Genomic DNA, 21791 nt, shown 5'->3' with positions numbered 1-21791 from the left:
GATGGCTGGTGCCCCCATGGCTTGAGTTCACTACGCGGCAAGGCGTAGGATCGCCGCACTCGTTCTAAGTGCATGGTCTCCCGATGCCGATCTCCCTTCCCGCCGCCTTCCCGCGCACCCGTCTGCGCCGCAACCGCGCCGACGCCTGGACCCGCCGTCTGGTCGCCGAGCACACGCTGACCGTCGACGACCTGATCTGGCCGGTCTTCGTGATCGAAGGCGAGAACCGGCGGGAGCCCGTCGCCTCCATGCCCGGCGTGGAGCGCCTGACCATCGACCTGCTGTGCGAAGCGGTGGCGACGGCCGGTTCGCTCGGCATCCCCTGCATCGCCCTGTTCCCGGTCGTCGGCTCGGATGGCAAGTCGGAAGATGCGGCGGAGGCCTACAACCCGGAAAACCTGATGAACCGCGCCATCCGCGCGGTCAAGGCGGCGGCGCCGGAAGTCGGCATCCTGGGCGACGTGGCGCTCGACCCCTATACCAGCCACGGCCATGACGGCCTGCTGCGCGACGGCTACATCCAGAATGACGAGACCGTCGAGGTCCTGATCCGACAGGCCTTGTCGCAGGCGGCGGCCGGCGTCGACATCGTCGCCCCGTCCGACATGATGGACGGCCGCATCGGCGCCATCCGCGACGCGCTGGACAAGGACGGCTACCATCTCACACGCGTCTGCTCCTACGCCGCGAAATACGCCTCCGCCTTCTACGGGCCGTTCCGCGACGCGGTGAACTCCGGCGGTTTCCTGAAGGGCGACAAGACCACCTACCAGATGAACCCCGCCAACACCGACGAGGCCCTGCGCGAGGTCGCTTGCGACCTGCAGGAAGGAGCGGACATGGTGATGGTGAAGCCGGGCCTGCCCTATCTCGACGTCATCCGCCGGGTGAAGGACCAGTTCGCGGTTCCGACCTTCGCCTATCACGTGTCGGGTGAATACGCGATGCTGCGCGCCGCCTCGGCCAATGGCTGGCTGAACTACGACAAAGCCCTGCTGGAGACCCTGATGGGCTTCAAGCGCGCCGGCTGCGACGCCATCCTGACCTATGGCGCGGTGGACGCCGCGAAACTGCTCAAGCAAGGCTGAGAGGTCGAAACCTTCTTCGAGCCGTCCCGGGGCCGCGGACCGATCCGCGGCCCTTTGTCGTCCTGGGGATCCCACTCATATCATCGAGCGTAAAGTCTGACACATCAGACTTTACGCTCGCCCTCAGACGGCGGGCGCGGCCGTCCGGCCGCTTGCCTTCGCAGGCATGGGCCTGCGGGGCCGCAGTCGCGGCCTTTACCTCCGAGCATAAGTCAGGACTTACGCTCGGCGGTATCAGCGGAAACGCCCCGTGATGACAAAGGCCACCGTCTTCCGCCCGCTCCTGCCGACCGCCGCTCCCGCAGCCGTCGGCGTCAGCCCGTCGAACCTTCGCGACCGCTGGCCGTCGCCGTGCCATAGGCCCGCACCAGCGCCGCCACCGAATCGGCGATCACCCGCTCGGGATCGGCGGTGACCGGGAGGCCCAGCATGGTCGGCCAGAACAGCACCTCCTTCAGGCCGCCCATCAACTGGGTCGCCGCCACATGCGGGTCGGGCGCATTCAGCCGCCCGCGCGCATGCTGGGCGGCGATGTAGTCGTCGAGCAGCGCATAGGCCTGCCCCTTTTTGCCGTCCAGATAGATCTGCGACAACTCGGGAAATCGCTGATGCTCGGCGATGACGAGGCGCAGCAGGCCGCGCACCTCCGGGCGGCGCATATGGACCAGCATCGACCGCAGGAAGGCGGGAAGCGCCTGTTCCGGCGGCTGGTCATGGCGCAGGGTCTGGCCGCCGTCGCTGTGGAAGCCCTCATACAGCCCGGAGACAACGGCCTGGAACAACTCCCGCTTGCCGGGGAAGTGATTGTAGACGGTGCGCTTGGACACGTTGGCGTCGGCGGCGATGGCGTCCATCGACGACGCCTCGTACCCGTGGGTCAGGAAGGCGCGGGTTGCCGCCTCCACCACCGCATCCCGCTTCGCCGAACCACGCACAGCATTCCCCTCCCGAGACATCGACATCCATTGGCGGTCAAGTAAACTGCACCGTACAGTGCAATTTAGTGCCGCAGATTCTCAGGGTAATCCGCCAGACAGCGGCACGGGAGGGGTAAAGCGATGAAGCAGCGCAACATATCCAGCGCGGACGGGTGGCACCGCCGGAAACTCACCCGGACACTGGCAAGGTTCCAATCCCCCCGCCACCGGACGGACCTTCGGTCCGCCGAGAGCGGGTGAGGAAAGTTGGAGGAATCCGCCCCGGCCAGCGCCTATCGAAAGGCCCTTACTTCGGCGTCCCCGCCCAGACCTGGAATTGCGTGGTCTCCAGCAGCATGTCGCTGTGTCCGAAGGCCGCCTTGAACAGCTTGCCCACGCCGGCCGTCCGCTGGGTCACCGCCACAAGCGTGCCGCGCAGCTTCAGATACTGCTTGGTCCCCGCCACCAGCGCGTCCAGCATGCCGAAATCCTCGTCCTTGCCGCGGTGGAGCGGCGGGTTGGACAGGATCAGGCCGAAACGTTCGCGGGTGCCCAACCCCGTCAGCCCGTCGCTCAGCACCAGTTCGGCGTCCGGCACATTCTGGCGGGCGGCATGCAGCGCCACCGCATCGATGTCCAGCAGGGTCAGAGGGGCATCCGGCTGACGTTCGCGCACGGCCCGCGCGATCACCCCGGCGCCGCAGCCGAAATCCAGCACGCGGGTGCCGGCGGCGATCTCCGGCAGCACCTTCAGCAGGCATTCGGTGCCGGCGTCAAGATGGCCGTGGGCGAACAGGCCGGGATAGGACACCAGTTCCAGCGTCCGGTCCGGCAGGGTCAGGGTGACGGTCTGCCGCCAATCCTCCAACTCGCCCTTGGCCGGCGCGTCGGTGCGGCGGGTCAGCAGCAGCCGGGCGCGGCGCTTGATGATCAGCGTTTCCGCGTCCCCGGCCAGCCCGTCGAGATGCTTGGGCGCGCTGGTCACGCCTTCGTCGTTGCCGCCGGCGATCCACAGCGGCGCACCGGGGGCGAGGCGCGAGGCCAGAGCATGCAGCGCCATCTCGAATCCGGCCCAGCCGCGCGGCAGGCGCAGCACGGCGCCGTCGAACGGTCCCTCGGCCGGCCAGGGCGTGGCCGTCCGTCCGCCGCCCTGGTTTGCGGTGGCGAGCCGGTTCCACACCACCACCTCCGCCCCGCCTTCACGCAGAGCCTCGGCAATGGCGCCGTCGCTGTCGAAGGCGACGAGGATCCGGCCCTGCGGCCGGATGTCGGACAGGGCTTCGGCGGCCACGGCGGCGACGGTCTGGTCGCGGTCCGTGGCCCGGTTGTCTAGACGTGCCACCTGGATCAGCCCTTGTCGCGCATCAGCCGCGCCTTGTCGCGCTGCCAGCTGCGTTCCTTCTCGCTCTCGCGCTTGTCGTGCTTCTTCTTGCCGGTGGCGAGGCCGATCTCGACCTTGGCGAAGCCGCGGTCGTTGAAATAGACCGACATCGGCACGAGCGTAACGCCCTTCTGCTTGATGCCGGCCGCGAGCTTGTCCAGCTCGCGGCGGCGGACCAGCAGCTTGCGCGGCCGCTTCGGCTCGTGCTGATCGATGCGGCCGGCCTGGAGATATTCGGGGATGTAGGCGTTGAACAGGAACAGCTCCCCGCCCTTCAGACCGGCATAGGCCTCGTTCACACTGGCGCGGCCGCCGCGCAACGACTTCACCTCAGACCCGGTCAGCATGATCCCGGCCTCGAGGACATCATCGATGAAGAAGTCGAACCGCGCGCGGCGGTTCTGTGCCGCGTATTTTTTAGCTTCCTCGCGCGTCGCCAAGTCTCTCTCCTATACGGCCCGTTCCGTCGCTCAGGACAACAGGCCGGCTTTGGTCATGGCTCCACGAACGGCGGCACGTGCGGTCTCCGTCGCCGGAACCAGCGGCAGGCGCACCTCGTCGCTGCCGAGGCCCAGCAGGCTGGCGGCGAACTTCACCGGGGCCGGGCTGGTCTCGACGAACATCGAGTCGTGCAGCGGCGACAGCACGTCGCGCAGGCGGAACGCCTCCTTCAGGTCGCCCTTGGCCCAGGCGGTCTGCATGGCGGAGCACAGCGCCGGAGCCACGTTGGCGGTGACGGAGATGCAGCCCACGCCGCCCTGCGCGTTGAAGGCCAGCGCCGTGGCGTCCTCGCCCGACAGCTGGATGAAGTCGGGGCCGACCTCCTGCAGCAGGCGGGACGGACGGGACAGATCGGCGGTCGCGTCCTTCACGCCGACGATGTTGGGCAGCTTCGCAAGCCGCGCCATCGTCGCCACAGACATATCCACGACACTGCGGCCGGGAATGTTGTAAATGAAGATCGGCAAATCCGCCGCGTCATGGATCGCCTTGAAATGCTGGTACAGACCCTCTTGAGACGGCTTGTTGTAGTAGGGCGTGACCACGAGCGCCGCCTGCGCGCCTGCCTGCTTGGCATGGCGGGTCAGCGCGATCGCCTCCTCGGTCGAGTTGGAGCCGGTGCCGGCCATCACCGGCACCTTGCCGCCGGCCGCCTCGATGCACAGTTCCACGACGCGGTTGTGTTCCTCGTGGGACAGGGTCGGCGACTCGCCGGTGGTGCCGCAGGGCACGAGACCGTGCGTGCCTTGGGCGACCTGCCACTCCACAAAGGACTGGAAGGCCGTCTCGTCCACTTTCCCGCCCTTGAACGGAGTCAGAAGGGCGACAATGGAACCGTGGAACATGGCTGCCTCCTCAGTCGGCTTAGCTGGAAAAAAGAGTTGCGCACATTATCCCTCCCCGTCGCCCTCGGCAAGAGCGCCCGGAGCGCTGTTTTCGCCGGTCTCCTCACCGTTGCCGCCGCGCTTCCCGGCGCCCTGCCCGCCGCCGCTCTGAGCGCGCAGGACATCGCCGTCTATCGCGAGGCGTTCAAGCTCGCCGATAACGACCGGCTGGCCGAGGCGCTGGCCGCGGCCTCCCGCGCCCAGGACCCGTTACCGGCGAAGGTTTTGCGCTGGATGGCGCTCGCCACGCCCGGCGGCGGCAGCTACGCCGAGATCACGGCCTTCATCCGCGAGAATCCGGATTGGCCCAACATGGCGGCCCTGCGCCGTCAGGCCGAGCTGGCGATGCCCGACATCCCGCCGGCCGAGGTGGTTGAGTGGTTCCGCCAGTCCCCGCCGCAGACCAATGACGGCTTCGTCCGCTACGCCGACGCGCTGATCGCCACCGGCAGCGTGGAGCACGCGACCGGCCTGATCCGCCAGCAGTGGGCCGAGACCAATTTCACCCCGGACGAGGAAGCGGCCTTCCTCTCCCACTACACCCCCTATCTGCGCCCGCTGGACCACAAGGCGCGCATCGACCGGCTGCTCTGGGCCCGGCAGGACGCGCCGGTGCGCCGGATGCTGCCCTTCTTCGACGAGGCCTATGACACGCTGATCGAGGCGCGCATCGCGCTGGACGGCGACAGCCCCGGCGCCGAAGCGGCTCTGGCCCGCGTCGCCTCTGCCCTGCGCGACGATCCCGGCCTGATGTTCGACCGCGCCCGCTATCTGCGCCGCAAGGGCGACGATGCCGGCGCGCTGGAAATCATCGCCCGCGCCGGCACCGACCTCGGCCGTCCGCAGGCCTGGTGGCCGGAGCGCCATCTGCTGGCACGCCGGGCGATGGAGCGCGGCGACTTCAACCTCGCCTACCGTCTGGTCAGCACCCACGGCATGACCGAGGGCAGCGCCTTCGCCGACGCGGAATTCCTGTCGGGCTTCCTGGCCCTGCGCTTCCTCGACAAGCCGTCGGAGGCCTTCGCCCATTTCCACAAGCTCTACCGCTCCGTCTCGGCGCCGATCAGCAAGGCGCGCGGCGCCTACTGGTGCGGCCGGGCGGCGGAAGCCCTGGGACAGACGGAGCCGGCCCGCGACTGGTACGCCAAGGCCGCGACCTACCCCACCACCTTCTACGGCCAGCTGGCCTTCCGCCATGTCTCCGACGGGGCCGTCACCCTGCCGGCGCCGCCGCCGGTGTCCAGCGCCGACAGCGCCGCCTTCAACCGGCGCGAGGTGGTGCGCGTCGCCCGCCTGCTGGCGGAGATCGGCGGCAGCACCGATGCGCGGCTGGGCAGCTTCATCCGCCGCATCAGCCTGGATGCCAAGACGCCCGCCGACTATGTTCTCGCCGCCCGGCTGGCGAGCGAGGTCGGCCGCCGCGATCTCGCCGTCGCCGCCGCCAAGGACGCCGCGCAGAACGAGGTGTTCCTGGTCGAGGCCGGCTATCCGATGATCGACGCCCGGCCGGCGGCGCCGGAAGCGGCGCTGATCCACGGCATCATCCGGCAGGAAAGCACCTTCAACCCCACCATCGTGTCGTCGGCCGGCGCGCGCGGCCTGATGCAGCTGATGCCGGCGACGGCGCAGCTGGTGGCGGGCAAGCTGGGCCTGAAGCACACCCACTCCCGGCTGACCTCGGATCCCGAGTACAACATCGTGCTCGGCTCGGCCTATCTGTCGGAGCTGATCGACCGCTTCAACGGCTCCTGGGTGATGGCGATCGCCGGCTACAACGCCGGGCCGAACCGGGTGCGCAACTGGCTGCAGACCTACGGCGACCCGCGGACCGAGTCGGTGGACGTGGTCGACTGGATCGAGCTGATCCCGATCTCCGAGACCCGCAACTATGTCCAGCGCGTCCTGGAGGCCGTCCAGGTCTACCGGGCCCGCCTGAGCGGCGACCGGGCGGAGCCGAATCTGGACAGGGATTTGCGGCGATAGGGTGTCGCGGCGGGCGAGGTCCGGTGAGGGTCCACGCCCGCCCCACCCTCACCCCTTCGGCCGCTCCGACCGCGCGTAGTTGCTGAAGTGTCCTTCCTTCGCCGCCATCCGGCGGGCCGATTGGACGACGGCGCCGGCCTTGCCCTCCGGCGCCACGTTCGATAGCTGGCGGCTCAGCCCGGCGCTGCCGCAGGACGGGCAGGCCGGCGTCTCGCCGGAGCGCACCAGGGTCTCGAATCCATGGTCGCAGGCGTTGCAGCGGTAGGAATAGAGCGGCATCGGGATCTCCGGGTACGAATCGAGTCGGCCCGAGTATCCCGCAATATCCATATTATAAAAACGGTTTTGTTGCGCTGCATCAAACAGAGCGCATCACACACGGCGCGCCCGGCACGGCGTCAGGCCGCGGCGCCGCCGAAATCGAATCCCGCGGCCTCCACCGCCTGCCGCACCACCTCCTCCGGGATGCCGCCGTCCACCATCACCGTGCCGGTCGCGAGATCCACGGTCACGGCGGCATCGGGCGCCGCCTTGGTGATCGCATTGGAGACGGAGCGGGCGCAGCCGCCGCAGGTCATTCCATCCACCTTGTAGGCATCGGCCATCGTCATGGGGCTCCCCTCACGGTCGGGTCAGCCGCCGGTATGGCGCATCCGCACCAGCGTGCTGACCGGGACAAGTACGAAGCCACGCTTTTGCACATCCGGCATCCAGGACGCCAGGGCGTCGATTGTCGCATCATGCGGGTGGCCGATGGCGACGGCATAGCCCTGCCGCCTGGCGACCTGTTCGGTCTTCGCCAGCTGGGCCTTGACCGCAGCGACCGTATCCTGGTTGTCGAGGAAGATGTCGCGGCCGATCCACGGCATCTTCAGTTCCCGCGCCAGCCCGATCCCGGCGCTGTTCGGCGTCGTCCGGCTGTCCAGCCACAGCAGGCCGCGGCGATGCAGTTCGGCCAGCACCGGCGCCAGCGCCGCGCGGTCGGCGGTGAAGCGGCTCCCCATATGGTTGTTGACCCCGACATAGCCATCGAAGCTGTCCAGCGCCCCGCGGACCCGCTTCACGATCTCCCCCCGGTCGAGCGAAACCAGCAGGGCATTCGGGCCTGGATCGGCCTTCACGCTGGGTTCCATCGGCATGTGCAGCATCAGCTCATGCCCGTTGGCCCGCGCCGCCCTGGCCTGGACCTGCAGATCGCGGGCATAGGGCAGCCAGGACAAGGTCAGCGGACCATGCAGCGCCGCCATCCGGTTCGAGCGCTTCCGGTCCACCCCCATGTCGTCGATGACGATGGCGATCATCGGCTTGCCCTGCGGCACCTCCGCCGGCAGGGCGTTCTTGCGCCACAGCGCGGCATTGCCCGATGGGGCCTGCACCGGCGGCTGGCTGGGCGGGGCGGGCGGCGGCAGCATCGCCACCGTCGTGGCCGGCGGGCGGAATTCGGCCGGCGCCGGCTTCTCCGCCGCCGCCTTGCCGGTGCTTTCCGTCTCCGTCTGCGCGGTCGATTGCGGGGCTGGGGCAGGCGGTTCCACCTTCGCCGCCGGCACCGGCGGGGACTGCACCGGCGGAGGCTGCACCGCCTGTTGCCCGCTTGCCTGTTGCCCGCTTGCCTGCTGTCCATTCGCCTGCTGCTGGGCAGCCTGCTGCACCGGCGCCGGCTTGCCGGACTCGCCACCGGAGCTTCCGCCGGTCAGCGTCGCCACTCCCATAGCGATGGCGAACACCCCGGCGACGGCGGCCAGCGCCAGCACGAAGGGGTTCGACAGAAGGCGGGGAAGCGGAGATTTGCGGGCTTTTGAAGGCGCCTTGCGGGCCATGGTGACGACGTCCATCCTGCAACCGGGGCGCCGCACACTGGCACCCCGCCGCCACGACCGCAACCGCCCAATCGGCGCAGAACGCCGCTGCGGCGCCATCCGCCCGATGCGGCCAAGCCCATTCCGAAGAGTCCGCCCGATGCGTCCCATCTTTGTCATCGCCGCCCTGCTTCCGGCCGCCGCCGCCGCGACTCCGGCGCTGGCCGCCATGGATTGCCCGGCCAGCCTGACGGTCCAGGCGCAGCCCGACGCCCCCGGCGGCTGGTCGCCCTACCCCGGCCGCGACAGCCACAGCTTCGCCGGCATCTCCATCGTCGCGGGCGACCGCGCCAGCCAGATGACCTCGGCCGCTCCCGCCACGCTCGCCCCCGACCGCGAGTTGCGGCGCGGGCGCAGCATCGTCCAGGTCTGGGAGTTCTCCGGCTCGCGCCGCGACAACGTTTTCCTTGTCTGCCGCTACCGCAACACCCAGGCGGCGCTTGCCGCCGACCTGCCGCGCAGCATCCGCCGCTGCACCCTGACGCTGGAGGCCGACATCCGCGGCACCGTGCTGGACGAGCCCAAGACCCCTCCGCAGCTCGACTGCCGCTGATACCGCGGGAGTTCTGCGCGGAGGCTGGAAATCCGCCCCCTCAGCCGTTAGGGTGTCCGTCGTTGGAACAGGGGCGGAACGGCCCCGACGATCCGGGCGAAGGTGGAAGGCGGAAGGCGCATGCTGCTGCTCATCGATAACTACGACAGCTTTACCTACAATCTCGTCCATTACCTGGGCGAGCTTGGCGCCGACGTGCAGGTCCGCCGCAACGACGCCCTGACGGTGGAGGAGGCGATGGCTCTGCGCCCCGACGGCATCGTGCTGTCGCCCGGCCCCTGCAATCCCGACCGCGCCGGCATCTGCCTTCCGCTGATCGACGCCGCCGCCAAGGCCCGCCTGCCGCTGATGGGCGTCTGCCTGGGCCACCAGTCGATCGGCCAGGCCTTCGGCGGCCGGGTGATCCGCGCCCCGGTGCCCATGCACGGCAAGGTCGACAGCATGCGGCACGAGGGACGCGGCGTGCTCGCCGGCCTGCCCAGCCCGTTCCGCGCCACCCGCTACCACTCGCTGATCGTCGAGCGCGAGACCCTGCCCGCCTGCCTGGAGGTGACCGGCGAGACCGCCGACGGCCTCATCATGGCGCTGGCCCACCGCGAGTTGCCGATCCACGGCGTGCAGTTCCATCCCGAAAGCATCGAGAGCGAGCACGGCCACAAGATCCTGCGGAATTTCCTGGACCTGACACGTCCCCGCCCGGAGACCGCGGCCCTGGAGAACGCGGCATGAGCGGCGATCTGTCCGATATGAAGGCCATTCTGGGCAAGGTCGCCACCGGCGCCGCCCTGACCGAGGCGGAGTCCGGCTTCGCCTTCGACATCATCATGTCCGGCAACGCCACCCCGTCGCAGATGGGCGGCTTCCTGATGGCCCTGCGCGTGCGCGGCGAGACGGTGGACGAGATCACCGGCGCCGCCCGCGTCATGCGCGCCAAGGCGATCCCGGTCGATGCGCCTCCCGGCACCATCGACACCTGCGGCACCGGCGGCGACGGCGCCGGCACCTACAACATCTCCACCGCCGCGGCGCTGGTGGTGTCGTCCTGCGGCGTGCCGGTCGCCAAACACGGCAACCGGGCCATTTCGTCCAAATCCGGCGCCGCCGACGTGCTGGGCTCGCTGGGCGTCAACCTCGACTGCGACTTCGCGCAGGTGCGCAAGGCTCTGTGGGATGCCGGCATCGCCTTCCTGATGGCGCCTCGCCACCACCTTGCCATGCGCAACGTCGGCCCGACGCGGGTGGAACTCGGCACCCGCACCGTCTTCAACCTGCTGGGTCCGCTCGCCAACCCGGCGACCGCCAAGCGGCAGGTGCTGGGCGTCTTCTCCAAGCAGTGGGTGGAACCGCTGGCGCAGGTGCTGAAGCGGCTGGGTTCCGAAGCGGCCTGGGTCGTCCACGGTTCCGACGGGCTGGACGAGATCACCACCACCGGCCCCACCACCGTCGCCCAGTTGAAGGACGGCGAGGTGACGGTGTTCGAGGTGACGCCGGAGGACGCCGGCCTGCCCCGCGCCCGCATCGAGGACCTGAAGGGCGGCGACGCCCAGGTCAACGCCGAGGCGATCCACGCCCTGTTCGACGGGGCGCGCAGCCCCTACCGCGACATCGTGCTGCTGAACGCCGCCGCCGCCCTGCTGGTGGCCGGCAAGGCCGCGACGCTGAAGGAGGGCGCGGCGATGGCCGCCGACGCCATCGACAGCGGCGGCGCCCGCGACCGCCTGCGCCGGCTGGTCGCCATCACCAACGAGGCGGTGGCCTGATGAGCGACGTTCTGACCCGCATCAACGACGACAAGCGCGCGCTGGTCGCCGCCCGCAAGGCCGCCCGCCCGCTGTCGGAGGTGGAGGCCGCCGCCAGGGCCGCCAACGAGACCAACCCGCCGCGCGGCTTCATCCGGGCGCTCGGCGCCGCGGTGGAGGCCGGGCGCTACGGCCTGATCGCCGAGATCAAGAAGGCCAGCCCGTCCAAGGGCCTGATCCGCGCCGATTTCGATCCGCCGGCCTTGGCGCGCGCCTATCGCGGCGGCGGGGCGACCTGCCTGTCGGTGCTGACCGACGAGCCCTATTTCCAGGGCAGGGACGAGTATCTGGTCGCCGCCCGCGCCGCGGTCGACCTGCCGGTTCTGCGCAAGGACTTCATGGTCGATCCCTATCAGATCGTGGAGGCCCGCGCGCTGGGTGCCGACTGCATCCTCATCATCATGGCCTCGCTGTCAGACGCCCAGGCGGCGGAGATCGAGGACGCCGCCCTCGCCCAGGGGCTGGACGTGCTGGTCGAGGTGCATGACCGCGCCGAGCTGGACCGCGCGCTGCTGCTGAAGACGCCGCTGCTGGGCGTCAACAACCGCAACCTCAAGACGCTGGCGGTGGACATCGCGACGACGGAGGAACTGGCCGCCAACGTGCCGCCCGACCGCATGCTGGTCGCCGAAAGCGGGCTCTACACCCCCGCCGATCTGGCCCGCATGGCGAAGGTCGGGGCGCGCTGCTTCCTGGTCGGCGAATCGCTGATGCGGCAGGCCGACGTGACCGCCGCCACCCGCGCCCTGCTGGCCCCGGCATAGACCGATGCCGGAGATCGCGATAGCCGCGGAAAGCCCGCGCCAGGAATCGGTGGTCGCGCTGGTTGCGGCGCTGGACCGCTATCTGCTGGAGCTCTATCCGGCCGACACCTGCCACCTGCTCGACATCGCGGAGTTGGAGGCGCCGGACCTCCGCTTCTTCGTCGCCCGCAAGGACGGCGTGCCGGTCGGCTGCGCCGCACTGCGCGTCGATCCGACCGGCTATGGCGAGGTCAAGCGCATGTATGTCGATCCCGCCGCCCGCGGCCTCCGCGTCGGCGACCGCCTGCTGGCGCGGCTGGAGGAACAGGCGCGGGCGGAGGGGCTGAGCGCCCTGCTGCTCGAATCCGGCATCCACCAGCACGAGGCGCTGGGGCTCTACCGCAAGGCCGGATTCACCGGGCGCGGACCCTACGCCTGCTACGAAGAGAACGGCGTCAGCGTCTTCATGGAAAAACCCCTGCGGGAGATCGTCCGATGACCGGCTTCACCCATTTCGACGCCGACGGCAAGGCGGTGATGGTCGACGTGTCCGACAAGGCGGACACCGAACGCACCGCCACCGCCGCCGCCGCCGTGCTGATGCAGCCTGAAACCCTCGCGCTCATCATGCAGGGCGGGGTGAAGAAGGGCGACGTTCTGTCGGTCGCCCGGCTGGCCGGAATCATGGGGGCCAAGCGCACGCCGGACCTCATCCCGCTGTGCCACCCGCTGATGCTGACCTCGGTCAAGGTCGACCTCACCTGCGACCCCGCGCGCAACGCGGTCGACGTGACAGCCACCTGCAAACTCAAGGGCCAGACCGGCGTGGAGATGGAGGCGCTGACCGCCGTCACCATCGCCGCCCTGACCGTCTACGACATGTGCAAGGCGGTGGACCGCGGCATGACGGTCACCGACGTCCGTCTGCTGCACAAGGCCGGCGGCAAGAGCGGCGAGTGGGGCGCGACCGCGCCGTCGGCGGGAGGCTGACGCCATGATCTCCGTCGCGGAGGCGCGCGCCCGAATCCTGTCGGCCTTCGCCCCTCTGCCGGCGGAGACCGTCGCCCTGCCCGACGCGCTCGGCCGCGTGCTGGCCGAGCCGGTGGTCGCCCGGCTGACCCAGCCGCCCTTCCACGCCTCCTCCATGGACGGCTGGGCGGTGCGATCCGCCGACATCGCCGCCGCGACCGCCGACGCCCCCGTTTCCCTGCGCCGCATCGGCGAATCCTCCGCCGGTCATGCCTTCGGCGGCGGCGTCGGTCCCGGCGAAGCGGTGCGCATCTTCACCGGCGCGCCGTTGCCCGATGGCGCCGACGCCGTCGTGATGCAGGAGGATTGCAGCGCCGACGACGCCACGGTTCGCGTCGGCCGCGCCGTCCCCGCCGGACGCTTCGTCCGTCAGGCCGGCTTCGACTTCGCGCTCGGGCAGGAACTGCTGCCCAAGGGCCGCCGGCTGACCGCGCGCGACATCGCGCTGGCCGCCGGCGGCAATGTGCCCTGGCTTTCGGTCCATCGCCGGCCGCGCATCGCCATCCTCGCCACCGGCGACGAGATCGCCCTGCCCGGCGATCCGCTTGGGCCGAGCCAGATCGTCAGCACCAACGCGCTCGGCCTCTGCGCGCTCGTCGCCGCCCAGGGCGGACTGGCCCACAATCTCGGCGTCGCCAAGGACACGCCGGACAGCGTCGCCGCCATGGCGAAGGGCGCCGCCGGCTGCGATCTGCTGGTCACCACCGGCGGCGCCTCGCATGGCGATTACGACTTCGTGCGCGACGTGCTGGCCGACCGTGGCGTGTCGCTGGAGGTGCAGACCGTGGCGATGCGGCCGGGCAAGGCGCTGATGTTCGGCCGGGCCGGCGGGGTGCCGCTGCTGGGCCTGCCCGGCAATCCGGTCTCGACCGGGGTCACCGCCGTCCTGTTCCTGCGCCCGGTTCTGCGCCTGCTGCAGGGCCTGCCGCCCGAGGACGACCGCCCGCCCCTGCGCGCCCGTCTGACCGTCGCGCTGAGGGCCAACGACCGGCGCGAGGAATATCTGCGCGCCACCCTGGCCGCCGGACCGGATGGCGTCCTCACCGTCACCCCCTTCGCCCGGCAGGACAGCGCCATCACCTCGCTCTACGCCCGGGCCGACTGCCTGATTCCCCGCCCGCCCAACGCCGATCCGGAACCTGCCGGCGCCCTGGTCGGCGTGCTTCCTTTGACCGACGGGGCGCTCAGCATCTAAACTTGAACACGGCGTTTGACAGACGATGGAACAGTTGAACACCACCCTGAAATCCGTTCCACGGTGTTTCGGATGTTCCACTCAAGTTCTGAAAGAAGCCGATGGAGGGCTTGACGCGCGGCAGGAACCAAACTAGAACATGGAGCAACGTTTAGTTTTTGTTCCATCTTCAGTCTGGCGACGGCCGGGAGGCATCCATGCTCACGCGCAAGCAGCACGAATTGCTGCTGTTCATCCACGAACGGCTCGGCCAGGGCGGAGTTTCGCCGTCGTTCGACGAGATGAAGGACGCCCTGGGGCTGAAGTCCAAGTCGGGCATCCACCGCCTCATCACCGGCCTTGAGGAACGCGGCTTCATCCGCCGCCTGCCCCACCGCGCCCGCGCCCTGGAGGTTCTCCGCCTTCCCGAGGGCATCGACGCCGCCCGCGCCCGCGGCGGCGCGCCCAAGCCGAAGTTCCAGCCCAACGTAATCAAAGGCGATTTCGCCTTCGCCGGCCGCGACGCCGCTCCGCCCGCCCCCACCCCGGCCGCGGCGAACGAGACGGTGCAGCTCCCGCTCTACGGCCGCATCGCCGCCGGCACGCCGATCGAGGCCCTGCGCGACAACAGCGCCTTCGTCGACGTCCCCGCCTCGATGCTGACCGCCGGCGACCACTACGCGCTGGAGGTCTCGGGCGATTCGATGGTGGAGGCCGGCATCCTCGACCACGATACCGTCATCATCCAGCGTTGCGACGCGGCGGAGAACGGCACCATCGTCGTGGCGCTGGTCGATGAAGGCGAAGTGACGCTGAAGCGCCTGCGCCGCAAGGGCCACACCATCGCCCTGGAACCCGCCAACGCCGCCTATGAAACCCGCATCTTCGGCGCCGACCGCGTCCGCGTGCAGGGCAAGCTGGTCGGTCTGGTCCGCAAGTACTGAGCCACTGTCGTCCCTCCCTATCCCTCCCCCGCTCACGCGGGAGAGGGTCGGTGAGGCGGCAAAACCTCGGTCATCCCTCACCTCCCCCCGGTCCAGGGCCGGTCTCCCCTGATCCCGCGCACCGTCTCCACCTCCACCCCCGCCTCCGTCAGCCACAGCGCATGCGCCCCCTCGTGACGCAGCGCCCAGCGGTCGATAACGACGCCGGCCCGGCACCTCCGCGCCACCGCCGCAGTCACCACCGCATCGGCCGCCCCGCAATCCTCGTCCAGGGCATCCGGCAGCCGCGGCAGGGCGACAGTTCGTCCCCCGCCCCGGTACAGGCAGCCGAGCGCATCGCAGTTCAACGACCGCCCACCCTCGCTCCATCCTCCAGCCGCCGGCCAGGGATCCGCCGCCGCGCGTTCGCCGTCGCGTTCCCGCCAGGTTTCGACGACCCGGCCCCCGGTCTTGCCCGAAGCGCTGAGGCGACCGTCCGCCAGCCGCACCGCCATCACGGCCCCGTCCCCCGAGACCAGCACGTCCGGCCGCGTCACCAAAGCCGGCGAGGCCAGCCCCGCCAGGATCGGCAGCAATCCCAGCCAACGCCATCGCCGGGTCCAGATGCACAGCCAGATGCCGCCCAGCACCAGCACCGCGAACCCCTCCATCGGCATCGCCGGCATGGTCAGCGAGGCGCCGGGCAGCCGGCCGAAGAACTCGGCGGTCCAGATCACCGCCCGGTCGCCCCAGTTCATCGCGATCAGCGCCGGCGCCTCCAGCCCGAATGGCATCAGCGCGTAGACGATCAGGCTCCACGGCATGACCCAGAAGGAGGTGATGGGAATGGCGATCAGGTTGGACAACACGCCATAGAAGGCGATCTGCTGAAAATGGAAAAGCGAGAAGGGCAGCGTCGCCAGCGTCGCCACCACGCTGGTCAGCAGGATGCCGCCGACATAGAGCAGGCTGCGCAGAAACCATCCCGCCTCGTTGCGCCATTCCGCCAGCCGCGGACTGCCGCGCTCTAAGGCGGCGATCAGCGCCACCACCGCCGCGAAGGACATCTGGAAACTTGGGCCGAGCATCCCTTCCGGGTCCATGGCGATGGTGACCAGACCGGCGAAGGCGACCAGCCGCATGCTCAGCGGGTGGCGGTCCAGCATGATCGCGCCCATGACCATGCCGGTCATCAGCACCGACCGCACGGTCGGCAGCGGCGCTCCGACGAGCAACGTATAGGCCAAGGCCGACAGGATGCCGAACAGCGCCGCGATCTTCTTGATCGGCCAACGCAAGGCTATGAAGGGCACCAGCGCCAGCAAGGCCCTGACCACATAGAACAGGATGCCGGCGGCAATGCCCACATGCAGGCCGGAGATCGACAGCAGATGCGCCAACCCGCTGTTGCGGAAATCCTCGAGCGTCTCATCCGGGATGCCGAACTGCTCCCCGTTCAGCAAAGCCGTGGTGACCCTCGCCTCCACCGGATCGCCGATGGTTGCGGCCACCCGCTCGGCGATCGCGCCGCGCGCCCGCTCGAAGGCCACCGCCACCACCTGCCAGCCCGTGACCGGCGGTGCCTCGACCAGTTCCACCGCACCGGTGGCGAAGCCGGTGCCGCCCAGCCCCATGAACCAGGCCCGCCGCTGGAAGTCGAAAGCGCCCGGTTCGGCCGGCGCCTGGGGCGGCAGCAGCGTGGCGCGCAGGCGCACCACCGATCCCGGGTCTGGCGCCGCATGGCGGTCGGGCAGGCGGATGCGCAGCATGGCCGGGGTCTGCTCAGGCGGCAGCCGGCTGACCGTCGGTTCCCGCACCGTGATGCGGGTGGCGCCCGGGCGCCGCTCCACCGCCATCACGCGGCCAGTGACGACCGCGCCCGTGACCATGCGGGTCAGCACCGGCGCCTCCACCCGCGCGCTGTGCCCCTGCGCCACCATGAACCCCGCCGCCATCATCAGCAGCACCATCACCGCGCCGAACAGCGCGAAGCGGCGGCGCAGGACCAGAAGCAGCGCCGCACAGACCCCGCAAGCCGCAAGCCCGATCCACCGGTCCGGTTCCCGCATCAGGCCGAAATACAGCGACACACCCGCCCCGAAGGCGACGGGGAGCCACAGGACCCAGCGCTGCCCCTCCGCCTCGGCCAAGGCCGCGAGTCGCCTCCCGATGTGGAACCGCAGGCCCCGCCACCGCCCACCGGCTCCGGCCGGCCCCTCCGACTCCTCCCCGGACCAGCCGGCGGCCGTCACCGCTGAGGGCTTTCCGGCGCAGGGATGCTTTCCGCGTGCCCCTCATTGACCGTCCATGCGCGCATCGCATTGCCTCCCAACCCGGTGGCTGTGTTAAACCTCGGTGTCGAACCACCGGCGCATCATACCAGCGCCGAACCGGAAATTGAGAGACCGATGACCGTCGTCACCCGCTTCGCTCCGTCGCCGACCGGCTTTCTGCACATCGGCGGTGGCCGCACCGCCCTGTTCAACTGGCTGTATGCCCGCAACACCGGCGGCAAGTTCCTGCTGCGGATCGAAGACACCGACCGGCAACGCTCGACCCAGGCGGCGGTCGACGCCATCCTGGACGGGCTGAAGTGGCTGGGCCTGGATTGGGACGGCGACGCGGTCAGCCAGTTCGAGCGCAAGGACCGCCATGCCGAGGTGGCGCACCAGATGCTGGCCGCCGGCAAGGCCTATCGCTGCTATTGCAGCCCGGAAGAACTGGAGCAGATGCGCGCCGCCCAGAAGGCCGCCGGGCTGCCGATGCGCTATGACGGCCGCTGGCGCGACCGCCCCGAGTCCGACGCGCCTCCCGGCGTCGCCCCCGTCATCCGCCTGAAGGCGCCGCAGGAAGGCCAGACGGTCCTAAACGACCTCGTCCAGGGCGAGGTGACGGTGCAGAACGCCCAGTTGGACGACCTGATCCTGCTGCGCGCCGACGGCACGCCGACCTATCTGCTGGCAGTGGTGGTGGACGACCACGACATGAACGTGACCCACGTCATCCGCGGCGACGACCATCTGACCAACACCTTCCGGCAGATCCAGATCTTCAACGCCATGGGCTGGGATCTGCCGCGCTTCGGCCATATCCCGCTGATCCACGGGCCGGACGGCGCCAAGTTGTCCAAGCGCCACGGCGCGCTGGGCGTCGACGCCTACCGCGACATGGGCTATCTGCCGGAAGCACTGCGCAACTATCTGCTGCGGCTCGGCTGGTCGCACGGCGACGACGAGATCATCTCGACCGAGCAGGCGATCGAGTGGTTCAACCTGGAGAGCATCGGCCGCTCGCCCTCGCGCTTCGACTTCGCCAAGCTGGAAAACCTGAACGCCCATTATATGCGTCTGGCCGACGACTCCCGGCTGGTCGGGCTGATCGCCCCGCGGCTGGAGGCCGAGCTGGGCCGCAGCCTGACCGATGCGGATCGCGACCTTCTGACGCGGGCGATGAACGGCCTGAAGCAGCGGGCCCGCACCGTCGTCGACTTGGCCCAGAGCGCGCGCTTCTATGTCGCAGCGCAGCCCCTCAGCTATGACGAAAAAGCATCCGCGCTGCTGGACGAAAAAGGCCGCGGCCTGTTGAGGGAACTGGCAGAGGCCTTTGACGGGGAACCGGATTTCACCGCCGCGGCATTGGAGGCGCAGGTGCGCGCCTTCGCCGAGGCGCGGGGCGAGAAGCTGGGCAAGGTGGCGCAGCCGCTGCGCGCGGCTCTGACCGGTTCGACGGTGTCGCCGCCGATCTTCGAGGTAGCCGAACTGTTGGGCCGGGAAGTAACGCTTTCTCGCATCCGCGATGCAGCAGGTGCAGCATAATGGTCATTTCCGTGCGTTGCCATCGGGCAGCCTTGGAACTATGCTGCGCCGACGAAAAAAGGGCGTTAAGCCCGACCCTCAACGATAAGGACGTGCCGAGATGACCCAGACTGAGGACGGCAAGGATACCGTTACCCTCATCGACAATAAAACGGGCAAGCAGGTCACGATGCCGGTCCTGCACGGCAGCGTCGGGCCGAGCGTGATCGACATCCGCAAGCTCTACGCCGCCACCGGCTATTTCACCTACGATCCGGGCTTCACCTCTACGGGCAGCTGCGAGTCGGGCATCACCTACATCGACGGCGACGAGGGTGTCCTGCTGCACCGCGGCTACGCCATCGATGAGCTGGCCGAGAACTCCACCTTCCCGGAAGTCTGCTTCCTCCTGCTCAACAACCACCTGCCGACCGCGGCAGAGCGCACGGAGTTCGAGAACATCCTGCGCCGCCATTCGATGGTGCACGAGCAGCTGACCAAGTTCTACAGCGGCTTCCGCCGTGACGCCCACCCGATGGCGATCATGTGCGGCGTCGTCGGCGCCCTGTCGGCCTTCTATCACGACTCGCTGGACATCAACGATCCGCAGGAGCGCAAGATCGCCGCGCACCGCCTGATCGCCAAGATGCCGACGATCGCGGCGATGGCCTACAAGTACTCGACCGGCCAGCCCTTCATGTATCCGCGCAACGACCTGTCCTACGCGGAGAACTTCCTCTACATGACCTTCGGCACGCCCTGCGAGCCGTTCAAGGTCAACCCGATCCTGTCCAAGGCGATGGACAAGATCTTCATCCTGCATGCCGACCACGAGCAGAACGCCTCGACCTCGACGGTCCGCCTGGCCGGTTCGTCGGGCGCGAACCCGTTCGCCTGCATCGCCGCCGGCATCGCCTCTCTGTGGGGTCCGGCCCATGGCGGCGCGAACGAAGCCGTGCTGAAGATGCTGGAGGAGATCGGCTCGGTCGACCGCATCCCCGAGTTCGTCCGCCGCGCCAAGGACAAGAACGACAACTTCCGCCTGATGGGCTTCGGCCACCGGGTCTACAAGAACTACGACCCGCGCGCCCAGGTCATGCGCCAGACCTGCCACGAGGTTCTCGGCGAGCTCGGCATCAAGGACGAGCCGCTGCTGGACATCGCGATGGAGCTGGAGAAGATCGCCCTGTCGGACGAGTACTTCATCGAGAAGAAGCTCTATCCGAACGTCGATTTCTATTCGGGCATCATCCTGAAGGCGATGGGCTTCCCGACCAGCATGTTCACCGTGCTGTTCGCGCTGGCCCGCACCGTCGGCTGGATCAGCCAGTGGAAGGAGATGATCGAGGATCCGGTGCAGAAGATCGGCCGTCCGCGTCAGCTCTACACCGGCGACACCAAGCGGCCGTTCGTGCCGCTGGACAAGCGTGGCTAACCGGCCCACAGCCCATATCGGAATGGGCGGCTCCAACGGAGCCGCCCAGGATCCGACTGCGTACATCGTTCCGGCCCGGCGCGTGCGTCTGCGCGCGCCGGCCAACGACAACCGGGCACCGCTTGGCTGGCGGCTGCGCCGGATGATCGTCTATCTGCTGATCGCCGCCCTGATCGCCGGGATTGTCTTCATCTGAGGCTGGCTCTCAGTTCCCGCTTTCGAGCACGAATCCCTCGTCGATCCATCCCGTCACGCCGCCGATCATCAGCTTGACCGGCCGCCCGATCCGCGCCAGCCGCAAGGCCGCGCGATCCGCGCCGTTGCAGTGCGGGCCGGCGCAATAGACGACGAACAGCGTGCCCGCCGGCCATTCCGTCATCCGCCTTTCCGTGATTTTGCCATGCGGCAGGTTCAGTGCACCCGGCACATGCCCTTCGGCGAAAGCCGCCGGTCCACGCACATCGAGCAGCACGAAATCGGGACCGCCGGATTTCAGCGACTCATGCACATCCCAGCAATCGGTCTCCAACGACAGCTTGCGGGCGAAATGGGCGGCGGCATCCGCCGGTGATGCGGCTGGAATTTCGGTGACGAGACTGGCCATGATGCTCTCCTGATCGGGCTTCGCGGGCATCATTCCAATCGCCGCATCCGCTGGAAAGTGGCGTGACTGCCAGCTATCGTTCAGATCATGCCAATTGCCATGCCACCGCTTGCCGTCGCGCTCGCTTATGACGGCCTGTGTACCTTCGAGTTCGGCGTGGCCGTCGAGGTGTTCGGTCTTCCACGCCCTGAGCTTGGCCCCAATTGGTATCGCTTCGCCGTCGCCGCGCTCGATCCCGGCCCGTTGCGGGCGATGGGCGGCATCCGCATCGAGGCCGATGGCGGGCTCGACCTGCTCGACCAAGCCGACGTCATCGTCATTCCCGGCTGGCGCGGCGCTCGGGAACCGGTGCCTGTCCGACTGACGGAGGCGCTGCGCCGGGCCGATGGCCGGGGAGCGCGCATCCTCTCGATCTGCTCCGGCGCCTTCGTGCTGGCCGCCGCCGATCTGTTGAAGGGCCGCCGCGCGACCACCCACTGGCGCTATGCCGCAACCCTCGGGGAGCTTTATCCCGACATCCGCGTGGTGCCCGACGTTCTCTATGTGGACGAGGGCAACATCCTGACCTCTGCCGGCAGCGCGGCCGGCATCGACCTTTGCCTTCATCTGGTGCGCCGCGACTTCGGACCCGAGGCCGCCAACAGCGTCGCCCGCCGCCTGGTGGTCCAGCCGCACCGCGAGAGCGGGCAGGCCCAGTTCATCGAGGCACCGGTGCCCATCGCCTGTGAAGGCGCCCGCCTGGGACCGCTGCTCGACCATCTGCGGGAAACCCTGGCGGAGGACCACAGCCTGCCGAGCATGGCCTCACGCGCCGGCATGAGCCTGCGCACCTTCCTGCGCCGCTTCCAGGCACTGACCGGCACCACGCCCGGCGAATGGCTGGCGACGGAGCGGCTGAACCGCGCCCGTGATCTGCTGGAACGCGGAACCTTGCCGGTGGAAGAGGTTGCGACGCTTGCCGGCTTCGGCTCCGCCGCCACCTTGCGGCATCATTTCCGCCGGCGTCTGGGGATCAGTCCGGCGACCTACCGGTCACGCTTCCGACGCGATCCGGCGCCCGCCACATAAACAAAGGGCGCAGCCGCTACCGGCCGCGCCCCTGTCGAAAACGGTTAAGCCGCGAAACG

23 protein-coding genes are annotated in these 21791 nt (G+C 69.1%); 14 read left to right on the top strand and 9 right to left on the bottom strand.

Annotated features, from left to right (window positions below; all coding sequences use genetic code 11):
- Positions 1–83 precede the first annotated feature (83 nt).
- On the top strand, positions 84–1088 hold the full coding sequence (hemB, locus tag DM194_RS04115) for a porphobilinogen synthase (protein ID WP_111066052.1): 1005 nt from the start codon (positions 84–86) through the stop codon (positions 1086–1088).
- Positions 1089–1402: 314 nt separating this feature from the next.
- Here the strand turns inward: hemB and DM194_RS04110 are convergent, their stop codons facing one another.
- The 4 genes from DM194_RS04110 to dapA all read right to left on the bottom strand — a co-directional run bounded on the left by DM194_RS04110 (position 1403) and on the right by dapA (position 4732).
- Positions 1403–2023: a TetR/AcrR family transcriptional regulator gene (locus tag DM194_RS04110; protein ID WP_246024280.1), complete on the bottom strand. Its 621-nt coding sequence runs from the start codon at positions 2021–2023 to the stop codon at positions 1403–1405.
- A gap of 289 nt (positions 2024–2312) precedes the next feature.
- Positions 2313–3347, bottom strand: coding sequence for a class I SAM-dependent methyltransferase (locus DM194_RS04105; RefSeq protein WP_111066051.1), 1035 nt, complete (start codon positions 3345–3347; stop codon positions 2313–2315).
- Between the two features lie 5 nt (positions 3348–3352).
- Positions 3353–3826, bottom strand: coding sequence for an SsrA-binding protein SmpB (smpB, locus tag DM194_RS04100; protein WP_111066050.1), 474 nt, complete (start codon positions 3824–3826; stop codon positions 3353–3355).
- 30 nt (positions 3827–3856) lie between these two features.
- Entirely contained in the window at positions 3857–4732 is an 876-nt protein-coding gene (gene dapA / locus DM194_RS04095; RefSeq protein WP_111066049.1) for a 4-hydroxy-tetrahydrodipicolinate synthase, read from the bottom strand.
- A gap of 36 nt (positions 4733–4768) precedes the next feature.
- Between dapA and DM194_RS04090 the strand changes: the two genes are divergently transcribed.
- Positions 4769–6754 carry a lytic transglycosylase domain-containing protein gene (locus DM194_RS04090; protein ID WP_111066048.1) on the top strand — a complete coding sequence of 662 codons (1986 nt, stop codon included), beginning with the start codon at positions 4769–4771 and terminating at the stop codon, positions 6752–6754.
- A gap of 48 nt (positions 6755–6802) precedes the next feature.
- On the opposite strand, the gene DM194_RS04085 is transcribed toward DM194_RS04090, so the two are convergent.
- The 3 genes from DM194_RS04085 to DM194_RS04075 all read right to left on the bottom strand — a co-directional run bounded on the left by DM194_RS04085 (position 6803) and on the right by DM194_RS04075 (position 8586).
- The gene (locus tag DM194_RS04085; RefSeq protein WP_111066047.1) at positions 6803–7033 is read right to left on the bottom strand and encodes an FmdB family zinc ribbon protein; all 231 of its coding nucleotides are present in this window, start codon (positions 7031–7033) and stop codon (positions 6803–6805) included.
- Positions 7034–7152: 119 nt separating this feature from the next.
- On the bottom strand, positions 7153–7365 hold the full coding sequence (locus tag DM194_RS04080) for a heavy-metal-associated domain-containing protein (protein ID WP_425457265.1): 213 nt from the start codon (positions 7363–7365) through the stop codon (positions 7153–7155).
- Between the two features lie 21 nt (positions 7366–7386).
- Positions 7387–8586 carry a divergent polysaccharide deacetylase family protein gene (locus tag DM194_RS04075; RefSeq protein WP_246024279.1) on the bottom strand — a complete coding sequence of 400 codons (1200 nt, stop codon included), beginning with the start codon at positions 8584–8586 and terminating at the stop codon, positions 7387–7389.
- A 124-nt stretch (positions 8587–8710) separates the two neighbouring features.
- Here DM194_RS04075 and DM194_RS04070 point away from each other — a divergent pair, with 124 nt between their 5' ends.
- The 8 genes from DM194_RS04070 to lexA all read left to right on the top strand — a co-directional run bounded on the left by DM194_RS04070 (position 8711) and on the right by lexA (position 14852).
- Complete coding sequence (locus DM194_RS04070; RefSeq protein WP_111066045.1) at positions 8711–9163, top strand: STY0301 family protein; 453 nt, start codon at positions 8711–8713, stop codon at positions 9161–9163.
- A gap of 120 nt (positions 9164–9283) precedes the next feature.
- A complete protein-coding gene (locus tag DM194_RS04065; RefSeq protein ID WP_111066044.1) occupies positions 9284–9892 on the top strand; it encodes an anthranilate synthase component II in 609 nt (202 codons plus the stop codon).
- Positions 9889–10923, top strand: a complete 1035-nt coding sequence (gene trpD / locus DM194_RS04060; protein WP_111066043.1) for an anthranilate phosphoribosyltransferase — start codon at positions 9889–9891, stop codon at positions 10921–10923. Before DM194_RS04065 ends, trpD begins: the two co-directional genes overlap by 4 nt.
- Positions 10923–11726 carry an indole-3-glycerol phosphate synthase TrpC gene (trpC, locus tag DM194_RS04055; protein WP_111066042.1) on the top strand — a complete coding sequence of 268 codons (804 nt, stop codon included), beginning with the start codon at positions 10923–10925 and terminating at the stop codon, positions 11724–11726. Before trpD ends, trpC begins: the two co-directional genes overlap by 1 nt.
- Positions 11727–11730: 4 nt before the next feature.
- On the top strand, positions 11731–12204 hold the full coding sequence (locus DM194_RS04050) for a GNAT family N-acetyltransferase (protein ID WP_111066041.1): 474 nt from the start codon (positions 11731–11733) through the stop codon (positions 12202–12204).
- A complete protein-coding gene (gene moaC / locus DM194_RS04045) occupies positions 12201–12695 on the top strand; it encodes a cyclic pyranopterin monophosphate synthase MoaC (RefSeq protein ID WP_111066040.1) in 495 nt (164 codons plus the stop codon). The genes DM194_RS04050 and moaC overlap by 4 nt, the downstream gene beginning before the upstream one ends.
- Before the next feature lie 4 nt (positions 12696–12699).
- A complete protein-coding gene (locus DM194_RS04040; RefSeq protein WP_111066039.1) occupies positions 12700–13929 on the top strand; it encodes a molybdopterin molybdotransferase MoeA in 1230 nt (409 codons plus the stop codon).
- Between the two features lie 197 nt (positions 13930–14126).
- On the top strand, positions 14127–14852 hold the full coding sequence (gene lexA / locus DM194_RS04035) for a transcriptional repressor LexA (RefSeq protein WP_111066038.1): 726 nt from the start codon (positions 14127–14129) through the stop codon (positions 14850–14852).
- A gap of 77 nt (positions 14853–14929) precedes the next feature.
- Here the strand turns inward: lexA and DM194_RS04030 are convergent, their stop codons facing one another.
- Positions 14930–16981, bottom strand: a complete 2052-nt coding sequence (locus tag DM194_RS04030; RefSeq protein ID WP_246024278.1) for a ComEC/Rec2 family competence protein — start codon at positions 16979–16981, stop codon at positions 14930–14932.
- Between the two features lie 258 nt (positions 16982–17239).
- Between DM194_RS04030 and gltX the strand changes: the two genes are divergently transcribed.
- The 3 genes from gltX (at position 17240) to DM194_RS27995 (ending at position 20256) form a co-directional block, all read left to right on the top strand.
- Entirely contained in the window at positions 17240–18646 is a 1407-nt protein-coding gene (gene gltX, locus DM194_RS04025) for a glutamate--tRNA ligase (protein ID WP_111066036.1), read from the top strand.
- A 100-nt stretch (positions 18647–18746) separates the two neighbouring features.
- On the top strand, positions 18747–20060 hold the full coding sequence (gene gltA / locus DM194_RS04020) for a citrate synthase (protein ID WP_111066035.1): 1314 nt from the start codon (positions 18747–18749) through the stop codon (positions 20058–20060).
- Positions 20061–20082: 22 nt separating this feature from the next.
- Positions 20083–20256 (top strand): hypothetical protein, encoded by a 174-nt coding sequence (locus DM194_RS27995; protein ID WP_162629958.1) that lies wholly within the window; start codon positions 20083–20085, stop codon positions 20254–20256.
- A gap of 9 nt (positions 20257–20265) precedes the next feature.
- On the opposite strand, the gene DM194_RS04015 is transcribed toward DM194_RS27995, so the two are convergent.
- On the bottom strand, positions 20266–20664 hold the full coding sequence (locus DM194_RS04015; protein WP_111067737.1) for a rhodanese-like domain-containing protein: 399 nt from the start codon (positions 20662–20664) through the stop codon (positions 20266–20268).
- 87 nt (positions 20665–20751) lie between these two features.
- Here DM194_RS04015 and ftrA point away from each other — a divergent pair, with 87 nt between their 5' ends.
- Positions 20752–21732 (top strand): transcriptional regulator FtrA, encoded by a 981-nt coding sequence (gene ftrA / locus DM194_RS04010; RefSeq protein WP_111066034.1) that lies wholly within the window; start codon positions 20752–20754, stop codon positions 21730–21732.
- The last annotated feature ends 59 nt before the right edge of the window (positions 21733–21791 follow it).

The organism is Azospirillum ramasamyi (assembly GCF_003233655.1).
Taxonomy (GTDB): domain Bacteria; phylum Pseudomonadota; class Alphaproteobacteria; order Azospirillales; family Azospirillaceae; genus Azospirillum; species Azospirillum ramasamyi.
The sequence above is the reverse complement of the archived record's forward strand: the minus strand, read 5'-3'. Positions and strand labels throughout refer to the sequence as shown.